General features: G+C 74.5%; 9 protein-coding genes and 1 pseudogene. 1 reads left to right on the forward strand and 9 read right to left on the reverse strand.

Annotated elements, in window-relative coordinates; translation table 11 throughout:
• Positions 1–157: 157 nt before the first annotated feature.
• Genes resB through GFJ45_RS13340 form a run of 6 tightly spaced genes read right to left on the reverse strand, consistent with a single transcriptional unit; the run spans position 158 to position 5600 of the window.
• A complete protein-coding gene (gene resB, locus GFJ45_RS13320; RefSeq protein WP_228387017.1) occupies positions 158–1744 on the reverse strand; it encodes a cytochrome c biogenesis protein ResB in 1587 nt (528 codons plus the stop codon).
• 20 nt (positions 1745–1764) lie between these two features.
• Entirely contained in the window at positions 1765–2499 is a 735-nt protein-coding gene (locus tag GFJ45_RS16440) for a cytochrome c biogenesis CcdA family protein (RefSeq protein ID WP_194288668.1), read from the reverse strand.
• Between the two features lie 6 nt (positions 2500–2505).
• Positions 2506–3099 (reverse strand): TlpA family protein disulfide reductase, encoded by a 594-nt coding sequence (locus GFJ45_RS16445; RefSeq protein ID WP_194288669.1) that lies wholly within the window; start codon positions 3097–3099, stop codon positions 2506–2508.
• On the reverse strand, positions 3096–3758 hold the full coding sequence (locus GFJ45_RS13330) for a histidine phosphatase family protein (RefSeq protein WP_456093925.1): 663 nt from the start codon (positions 3756–3758) through the stop codon (positions 3096–3098). The genes GFJ45_RS16445 and GFJ45_RS13330 overlap by 4 nt, the downstream gene beginning before the upstream one ends.
• Before the next feature lie 17 nt (positions 3759–3775).
• Positions 3776–5110: a glutamate-1-semialdehyde 2,1-aminomutase gene (gene hemL, locus GFJ45_RS13335; protein ID WP_153398019.1), complete on the reverse strand. Its 1335-nt coding sequence runs from the start codon at positions 5108–5110 to the stop codon at positions 3776–3778.
• Positions 5111–5132: 22 nt separating this feature from the next.
• Positions 5133–5600, reverse strand: coding sequence for a MarR family winged helix-turn-helix transcriptional regulator (locus GFJ45_RS13340; protein WP_153398021.1), 468 nt, complete (start codon positions 5598–5600; stop codon positions 5133–5135).
• A 171-nt stretch (positions 5601–5771) separates the two neighbouring features.
• Here GFJ45_RS13340 and GFJ45_RS13345 point away from each other — a divergent pair, with 171 nt between their 5' ends.
• The gene (locus GFJ45_RS13345; protein ID WP_153398023.1) at positions 5772–6320 is read left to right on the forward strand and encodes a YceI family protein; all 549 of its coding nucleotides are present in this window, start codon (positions 5772–5774) and stop codon (positions 6318–6320) included.
• Between the two features lie 87 nt (positions 6321–6407).
• Here the strand turns inward: GFJ45_RS13345 and hemB are convergent, their stop codons facing one another.
• The 3 genes and pseudogenes from hemB to GFJ45_RS13360 all read right to left on the reverse strand — a co-directional run.
• The gene (gene hemB, locus GFJ45_RS13350) at positions 6408–7397 is read right to left on the reverse strand and encodes a porphobilinogen synthase (RefSeq protein WP_153398025.1); all 990 of its coding nucleotides are present in this window, start codon (positions 7395–7397) and stop codon (positions 6408–6410) included.
• Positions 7394–9061 (reverse strand): bifunctional uroporphyrinogen-III C-methyltransferase/uroporphyrinogen-III synthase, encoded by a 1668-nt coding sequence (locus GFJ45_RS13355; protein WP_153398027.1) that lies wholly within the window; start codon positions 9059–9061, stop codon positions 7394–7396. Before GFJ45_RS13355 ends, hemB begins: the two co-directional genes overlap by 4 nt.
• Positions 9058–9457 (reverse strand): annotated as a pseudogene (locus GFJ45_RS13360) (hydroxymethylbilane synthase); the annotation flags it as partial. The gene GFJ45_RS13355 and the pseudogene GFJ45_RS13360, both read right to left, overlap by 4 nt.

A 9457-nucleotide genomic window follows, 5' to 3' on the forward strand; every position in this document is an offset into this window, starting at 1 on the left:
CCGGACGCCCCGACGCCGGTCGCGGCGCGCTCGGGTGCGGCGGCGCGCGCCGAGCCCTGCACGGCCAGGTGGACCGCGAAGGCGAGCATGGCCAGGGTGAGCACGGCCAGCGCGGCGTAGAGGGCCAGGTTCGAGGCCTCGGCCAGGGTGTAGTCGGTCATGGGCGGTCCTTCGTCGGGTGGTCCTCGCCGGTGGCGGGCGGCAGTGCCTCGCGGATCTGCTCGCAGAGCCGGTCGAGCGCCTCCCCGAGCGCGGGGTCGGAGCCCTTGGCGAGTGCGGCGACCACCAGCACAGTATCCCCGCTCGGGCGGGCACCGGCATCGGCGGGGGCGGCCCGGGCGAACACCCGGCGGCGGCGCACCGTCAGCATCAGCGTCAGCGCCAGCAGCAGCACGGCCGCGGAGACCAGCACCGGCACCCGCCCGGGGTCGTGGCGCATCACCAGGCCGCCCCAGCGCACCACCTCCTCCAGCGTCATGGTGCCGCCGCCGGGCAGGTCGACGGTCTCACCGGGCCGCAGCAGCAGCCTGGCCCGCTCACCGTCCGCGCGGTAGACCTCCTGCATCTGCGAGACGTCCAGGGTGTACACCGACTGCGGCCGGCCCTCGGGGTAGAGGGCGCCCTCGTACATCCCCAGCACCAGCGCGGGGTCGAGCAGGTCCGGGAAGGTGGAGACCGGCCCGGCCGTCTCGTCGAAGTGCAGCGTGGGCAGGAACGCCCCGTGGAAGCCCCAGTCCGGGTCGGCGGCGGGCACCTTCACCGCCCCGGTGGAGGCGTACAGGTCATCCTGCGGCAGGAACGGGGTGGCGCCACGGTAGAGCACCCGCCCGTCGCCGTCGCGCACCGTCACCACCGGGGCGTAGCCGTTGCCCAGCAGGTACACCGACGTGCCGGACAGGCTCAGCGGGGCGTTGACGGCCAGCCGCCGCTGCTCCGGCTCCCCGCCGGGCTGCCCGTTGGTCGACACGGTGGCGGTGAACTCCCGCGGCGCGCCGAACTGGGCGCCGCCGGCCTGCTGCTCGAAGACGACGGTGAGCTCCTGCAGGGTCAGCGAGAACGGCGTCAGCGAGTTCAGGTCGACCCACGGCCCCGGCTGCAGGGTGTCGTACTCGGCGACGGTGTTGGTGAAGGTCTCCCCCTCGGCCAGGATCACCTCCCCGCGCCAGCCCCACAGGTGGCCGGCGGCGACGGAGATGATCACCGCCAGCAGCGAGAAGTGGAAGACCAGGTTCCCGGTCTCCCGCGCCCGCCCGCCCTCGGCCGACAGCGCCACCGGTCCGGTGCCGTCCCGGAACCGGTAGCGGCGCCGCTGCAGCACCCGACGCACGGCTGCCACGGCGTCCTCCGGTGGTGCCCCGACCCGCAGCGTGCGGTGCTCGGCGAGCCGTTCCAGCCGCCGTGGCACCGCCGGGGGCCGGGACCGCAGCGCGCGCAGGTGCTGGCGCGTCCGCGGGACCAGGCACCCGACCAGGGAGACCATGAGCAGCAGGTAGATCGCGGCGAACCAGGGCGAGGAGTAGACGTCGAAGAAGCCCAGCGCGTCCAGCACCGGCGCCAGGTCCGGGTGCTCGTCCTGGTACTCCCGCACCCGCACCGGGTCGACCGGGCGCTGCGGCCAGATCGACCCCGGCACCGCCGCCACCGCGAGCAGCAGCAGCAGCACCAGCGCGGTGCGCATGCTGGTCAGCTGTCGCCAGCCCCACCGTGCCCAGCCCCGCGGGCCGAGCCGCGGCTGCGTGGTCACGGCATGCTCCCCCGGCGCCATCAGAGCACCGTGGTGAAGCTCGACGTCAGCTGTGTCTGCACCCAGGCGGTGGCGGCGTCCCAGACGCCGCTGACCATGAGCACCCCCAGCAGCACCAGCACCGCCCCGCCGGTCTGCTGCAGCCGGTGGTGGTAGCGGCGCACGGCGGCCGAGGCGGTGCTGGCCCAGCCGAGGCCGGCGGCCACCAGCAGGAACGGCACGCCCAGCCCGGCGCAGTAGGCCAGCGCCAGGGCGATGGCACGCGCGGTGGTGGCCCCGTCCGGGGCCAGCGAAGCACCGAGGGTCTGGATGGCGGCCAGCGCCGGGCCGGTGCAGGCGGAGAAGCCCAGCCCGAAGACCACGCCCAGCAACGGCGCCCCCGCCAGGCCCGGCGCCGGGCGCCAGCGCGGCTGCCAGCCTCGGCCGGCCGGGCGCAGCAGGACGATGCCCAGCAGCAGCACGGCCACCCCGCCGACTCGCATCAGCAGGCCGCGGTGCTCCTGCAGCGCCATCCCCAGCGAGGAGACCACGACCCCCATCGCGACGAACACCACGCTGAAGCCGAGCACGAACAGCGCCGCCCCGGTGAGCAGCCGCCACCGGCCGCGGTCGGACCCGGGGGCCATACCCGTCACGTAGCCCAGGAACCCGGGCACCAGCGGCAGCACGCACGGCGAGGCGAACGAGACCACCCCCGCGGCGAGCGCGACGCCGAGCGCCAGCAGCAGCGGCCCCGACAGGACCAGCTCACTCACGCCGGCTCACCCCGGCAGCACGTCCTCGACCATCCCCCGCAGCGTCGGCTCGTCGACCTGGCCGAGCACCCGGGCCGCGAGCCGCCCCTCGGTGTCCAGCACCAGCGTGCTGGGACGGGCGTTGGCCATCCCCTGCAGGTCCAGCAGGGTGCTGCCGTCGTCGCGCAGCGACGGGTAGCCGATGCCCTCCGCGCGCTGGAACGCCAGCGCGGTCTCCACGCTGTCCCGGTGGTTGACGCCGATGAACTCCACCGGCTCTCCCGACTCCTGGAAGTGCTGGTAGGCGGCCTGCAGGTCCGGCGCCTCGGCCTGGCAGGGCCCGCACCAGGAGCCCCACACGTTGACGACGACGACCGAGCCACGATGCTCCTGCGAGCTCCACTCCTGGCCCTCCAGCGTGGTCCCCTCGATCCGCAGGGTGAGGTCCCGCTCGTCCCGCGGGACGGTCTGCACCCGCCCGTCACCGGAGACGTAGCCCTGCTGGGTGCCCTGCTTGGCCTGCGCGGCGATGCTGTCCCCGTCGCTGCAGCCGGCCAGCGCCACGCCGGCCGCGACGACCAGTGCCGGCCAGCGGCGGAGGCGGGCGCGCCCCGGCGTCATGCGCCCGCCCCAGGCCTGGCCCGCTGCAGCAGGTCACCGGCGGGCTCGGAGTAGTCCAGCCGGGTGGGCTCGGACCCGATGAAGGTGATGCTGGTCAGCGAGGCCAGCGAGCACTGCCGCCGGCGCGGGTCGTGCCACAGCCGGCGGCCCTCGATGGTGCGCCGCAGCGTCCAGATCGGCAGCTGGTGGGAGACCAGCAGCGCCTCGTGCCCCTCGGCGGCGGCACGGGCGTCCTCGACCGCCTCGGCCATCCGGGCGGCGATCTTGCGGTAGGGCTCCCCCCAGGAGGGGCGCAAGGGGTTGTGCAGCCGGTGCCAGTGCCGCGGCCGCCGCAGCCAGTTGGGGCCGCCTCCCACCGTCACGCCCTCGAAGTGGTTGCTGGCCTCGATGATGCGCTCGTCGGTCTCGACGGGGAGCCCCAGGATCTCCCCGACCGGCGCGGCCGTCTGCTGCGCCCGCTCCAGCGGGGAGCTGACCAGGTGCCGGATGGCGTGGTCCCGCAGGTGCTCGGCCACCCGGGTGGCCATCTCCTGGCCCAGCGGCGACAGGTGGTAGCCGGGCAGCCGCCCGTAGAGGATGCCGTGCGGGTTGTCGACCTCGCCGTGCCGCATCAGGTGCACGACAGTGCGGGGGGCGTCGCCAGGGCTGCTCGCGGTCACGTCGAGATTGTCCCCCATCAGCCTGAGCGGTCCCCGGACACCATGTCCTCGACGGCCCCGGGCAGCGCGGCCAGCACGTGCTCGACCGCCTGGTCGTCGTGGGCGGCGCTGACGAACCAGCACTCGAAGGCGCTCGGCGGCAGGTGCACCCCGCGGCGGAGCATGCCGTGGAACAGCCGGCCGAACGCGGCGGTGTCCTGCTCGCGGGCGTCCTCGTAACGGCGCACCTCGCCCTCGCGCAGGAACACGCTGAACATCGAGCCGGCCCACTGCACCCGGTGCGGCACGCCCGCCCGGTCCAGCTGCTCGGCGACCGCACCGGCGATGGTGCCGCTGACCTGCTCCAGCCGGGCGTAGACCTCGGGCGTGCACCCCCGCAGCGTGGCCAGGCCGGCGGCGGTGGCGACGGGGTTCCCCGACAGCGTCCCGGCCTGGTAGACCGGCCCCTCCGGCGCCAGCTGGGCCATCAGGTCCGCGCGGCCACCGAAGGCCGCGGCCGGGAAGCCACCGCCCATGACCTTGCCGAAGGTGAGCAGGTCCGGCGCTCCCGACTGGTACGGGCCCTCCAGCCCGTACCAGCCGGCCGGGCTGCAGCGGAAGCCGGTCATCACCTCGTCGGAGATGAGCAGCGCGCCGTGCTGGCGGGTGATCCGCCGCAGCGCCTCGGTGAACCCCGGGGCCGGCGGGACGACGCCCATGTTGCCGGGGGCGGCCTCGGTGATGACGGCGGCGATCTGCTGGCCGCGCTCGGCGAACGCGGCCTCGACCGCCTCGACGTCGTTGTAGGGCAGCACGATGGTCTCGGCGGCGCTGCTCTCGGGCACGCCGGGCGAGTCCGGCAGCCCGAAGGTGGCGACACCGGAGCCGGCCGAGGCCAGCAGCGCGTCCACGTGCCCGTGGTAGCAGCCGGCGAACTTCACCACGGCCGAGCGGCCGGTGGCGGCCCGGGCCAGCCGGAGGGCGCTCATCGTCGCCTCGGTGCCCGAGCTGACCAGCCGGACCGACTCCACCGGCTCGACCCGCCGCACGATCTCGGCGGCGAGCTCGACCTCGCGGGTGCCAGGGGTGCCGAAGCTGAACCCGTCGCGGGCCGCCCGGGTCACCGCTTCCAGCACGCGCGGGTGGGTGTGGCCCAGGATCATCGGCCCCCAGGACCCCACCAGGTCGACGTAGCGGCGCCCGTCGACGTCCTCCAGCCAGGCGCCCTGGGCCGAGGAGATGAACCGCGGCGTGCCCCCGACCGAGCCGTAGGCCCGCACCGGGGAGTTGACCCCGCCGGGGATGAAGCGGCGGGCGCGGCTCCACCACTCGGCAGAGACGGGGGCGTGGTCGGAGTAGGGCTCGGCCTTCATGCCCCCAGTGTCTCAACCGGGCTCAGCGCTCGGTGCCGCCCCCCAGGGCCGCCACCACCTTGGCCATCGCCTGGCCGAGCACGGCGAACTCCTCGGGCGTCATCTGGTCCACCAGCGACTCCCGGACGCTGGTCACGTGAACCCTGGACAGGTTCTCCAGCGCCTCCCGGCCCGCGTCGGTGAGCACCAGCTCCACGCCCCGGCGGTCCTCCAGGCAGCTGTGCCGCTCGACCCAGCCCAGCCGCTCCAGCCGGGTCGCGGTGTGGGTCAGCCGGCTGCGCGACTGCACCACCATGTCAGCCAGTACCGACATCCGCAGTCGCCCACCGGCGGCCTCGGACAGCATGGAGAGGATCTCGTACTCCGACAGCCGGATCCCGTGGACCAGCAGCGCCTCGTCCAGGGCCTCGGCCAGCATGCGGTGGCCGCGCAGGAAGGCGCGCCAGGACCGCTGCTCGTCCTCACTGAGCCAGCGAACCTCGTCCGTCATCGCGGCCACCTCCCTGCCCTGCCGTCACGACCACCCTGCTGCGGCGACGCCATCGTAACCGACCCCCGGGAATGTATTTGAACTTTAAACAGTTGCCGCCTAGTGTCGAGCCGAACCGCACTCGACGGCCACCGAGAACCACTGACAGCCCCCCGACAGGAGCCCACCACCATGACGCAGCAGACCGTCTCCCCCAGCCAGCTCATCCCCGGCACGTGGACCGTGGACGCCGCCCACAGCGAGGTCGGCTTCACCGCCCGCCACATGATGGTGACCAAGGTGCGCGGCACCTTCGCCGACTTCTCCGCCGAGGTCGTCGTCGGCGAGACGCTGGCCGACTCCTCGGTCAGCGCGACGGTGCAGATGGCCTCGGTCGACACCCGCAACACCGACCGCGACGGCCACCTGGTCAGCCCTGACTTCTTCGACGTCGAGACCTACCCCACGATGACCTTCCGGTCCGCCCAGGTCACCGAGACCTCGATGACCGGCGACCTGACCATCAAGGGCGTCACCCGCCCGGTCACCTTCGACCTGGAGTTCAACGGCACCTCCGACGACCCCTGGGGCGGCGTGCGGGCCGGCTTCGAGGCCACCACCACCATCAACCGCAAGGACTGGGGCCTGTCCTGGAACGTCGCCGTCGAGAGCGGTGGCGTGCTGGTGAGCGAGAAGGTCCAGATCCACCTCGACATCCAGCTGGTGCAGCCGCAGGGCTGAGCCCCGCGCAGGCGGCCCAGGCACCGACGAGCGGGGCCCGGCGGACGTGCTGTCCGCCCGGGCCCGCTCGGTGTCGGGGCGCCGCTCTCAGCCGCGCAGCAGCCGCGCGGCGTGCCGGGCGTAGTAGCTCAGCACGATGTCCGCACCGGCCCGCCGGATCGAGGTGAGCGTCTCCAGCACCGCCCGGTCGCGGTCGATCCAGCCGCGCTCGGCGGCCGCCTCGAGCTGGGAGTACTCCCCCGACACCTGGTAGGCGGCGACCGGCACGTCGCTGCGGTCGGCGACCTCGCGCAGCACGTCCAGATAGCCCAGGGCGGGCTTGACCATCACCATGTCGGCACCCTCGGCCAGGTCCAGCGCCAGCTCCCGCCGCGCCTCCCGCCGGTTGGCCGGGTCCTGCTGGTAGGTCGCCCGGTCGCCCTGCAGGGAGGAGGACACCGCCTCGCGGAACGGCCCGTAGAAGGCGGAGGTGTACTTGGCGGTGTAGGCCAGGACCGCCACGTCGGTGTGACCGGCGGCGTCCAGCGCCTCCCGCACCACGGCGACCTGGCCGTCCATCATCCCGGACGGGCCGACGACGTGGGCGCCGGCGTCGGCCTGGGCGCGGGCCATGGCGGCGTACCGCTCCAAGGTGGCGTCGTTGTCGACCCGGCCGCGACCGTCGAGGACGCCGCAGTGGCCGTGGTCGGTGAACTCGTCCAGGCACAGGTCCGCCATCAGCACCGTGCTGTCGCCCAGGTCACGGCGCAGGTCGGCCAGCGCGCTGTTGAGGATCCCCCCGGGGTCGGTCGCGCCGCTGCCGACGGCGTCCTTGTGCTCAGGGACCCCGAACAGCATCAGCCCGCCGACCCCGTCGGCCACGGCCTCCCCGGCCGCCCGGCGCAGGCTCTCCCGGGTGTGCTGCACGACGCCGGGCATGCTGCCGATCGGCACCGGCTCTTCGGCGCCCTCCCGCACGAACAGCGGAAGAACCAGCGAGGACGGGTGCACCCGGGTCTCGGCCACCAGCTCCCGCACGGCCGCGGTGGTGCGCAGCCGCCGGGGCCGGTCGACCGGGCGCCGGACCGGCCCCGTCATGCCCGGGACCGGGAACCGTTCCGGCGCGGGCGGCGCTCGCTGGGCCGCAGCACCGGCTCGCCCGCCTGCTGCAGCTCCGCGGCGGTCTGGGCGGCGAACTCGGCCAACGCGTCGACCAGGGCGTCACCGGAGGCCTCCGGCGCCACGACGTCGACCCGCAGCCCGTGCTCCTCGGCGGTCTTGGCCGTGGCCGGGCCGATGCAGGCCACCACCGTGCTGGCGTGCGGCTTGCCGGCGATGCCGACCAGGTTGCGCACCGTGGAGGAGGAGGTGAAGCAGACCGCGTCGAAGGCGCCGCTCTTGATCGCCTCGCGCACCGGCGCCGGCGGCGGGGCGGCCCGAACCGTCCGGTAGGCGGTGACGTCGTCCACCTCCCAGCCCATCTCCTGCAGGCCGGCCACCAGGGTGTCGGTGGCGATGTCGGCGCGTGGCAGGAACACCCGGTTGATCGGGTCGAGCACCTCGTCGTACGGCGACCAGGCCTCCAGCAGGCCGCGGGCGCTCTGCTCGCCCTCGGGCACCAGGTCCGGCTCCAGGCCCCACTCCCGCAGCGAATCGGCGGTGACCCCGCCGACCGCGGCGATCTTCAGCCCGGCGAAGGCACGGGCGTCCAGCCCCAGCACCTCGAACTTCTCCCGGACCGCGCGGACAGCGTTGACCGAGGTGAAGCCGATCCACTCGTAGCGGCCGGTCACCAGCCCCCGGATGGCCCGGTCCATCTGCTGTGGCGTGCGCGGGGGCTCGACGCTGATGGTGGGCACGACGCTCGCGGTGGCCCCGTAGGAGCCGATGCGCTCGACCATCGAGCCGGCCTGGTCCTTGGTGCGGGGCACCAGCACGTGCCAGCCGAACAGCGGCTTGGTCTCGAACCAGGACAACTCCTCGCGCAGCTCGACCTGCCGGCCGACCACCGCGACCGTCGGGGAGTGCCCCTGGCCCTCCTCGTCGGTGGCGAGCGCGGCCAGCGCCTCCTCCAGGACGGTGACCCGGGTCTGCTGGGTCGTGGTGGTGCCGTTGACGGTCAGGCACACCGGGGTCTGTCCGTCCCGGCCGGCCTGGCGCAGCCCGGTGAGTGCGCGCCGGAGCCCCGGCGCGTCACCCAGCACGACGACGGTGACGTCCTCGGAGGCCGAACGGGTCCAGTCGGTCCGCGGGTCCGCGCCGTCGACGATGTGGACCTCGTGGCCGTCCTCGGTGGTCAGCGGGACCCCGGCGTAAGCCGGCACCGACCAGGCGGCGCTCACGCCCGGCACCACCTCGAACGGGATGCCGGCCTTACGGCAGGCCAGCGCCTCGGTCGCCAGCCCGCTGAACGCGGCCGGGTCCCCGTTCATGAGGCGCACGACCAGGCCGCCCTCGGGTGCCTGCTTCTGGGCGGTCCGCACCAGCAGCTTGGCACGGGAGCCCTGGGTGAGGCTCTGCCCCGAGCTGCCGTGGGCGGCGTCGACCAAGCGGACCTCGGCGCCGGTGAGGCGACGTACCGCCTCCTCGTCGTGCACCGTGTCCAGCAGCACCACGTCGGCGGCGGCGAGGTAGTCGCGCGCTCGTACGGTGAGCAGGCCCGGGTCGCCCGGTCCCGCCCCTACGAAGGCCACGCGGGTGCCGGTGACGCTCTCGACGGCGGGTGCGACGGCGGGGTTCGGCTGGGCGGGGTGGGTGGTCACGAGTCACGCTCCGGGGTGTGGGTGTGCGCAGGCTGCAGGGTGGACGGGATGTCGAGCAGCACGGCGGCCAGCTCGCGCCCGAGCGCAGCGGGATCGGTGGGGCTCGGTGGGTCGGTCGGGGTGGCGGTGCGGGAGGCGCGCCGGCTGCCACCGGGCAGGTCGGCGAAGCCGGTGAGGGTCAGGCCGTCGGTGCCGTCCTCGGCGAGGGCGGCGACCGGGGCGGTGCATCCGGCCTCCAGGGCGGCCAGGAGGGACCGCTCGGCGGTGACGGCGGTGCGCACCGTGAGGTCGTCCAGCGGCGCCAGCGCCGCCAGCACCGCGTCGTCGTCCTCGCGGCACTCGACGGCCAGCGCACCCTGGCCGGGCGCGGGCAGCAGCACGGCCGGGTCGAGCACC

The sequence above is a fragment of the Ornithinicoccus halotolerans genome (genome assembly GCF_009602535.1).
Taxonomy (GTDB): Bacteria; Actinomycetota; Actinomycetes; order Actinomycetales; family Dermatophilaceae; genus Ornithinicoccus; species Ornithinicoccus halotolerans.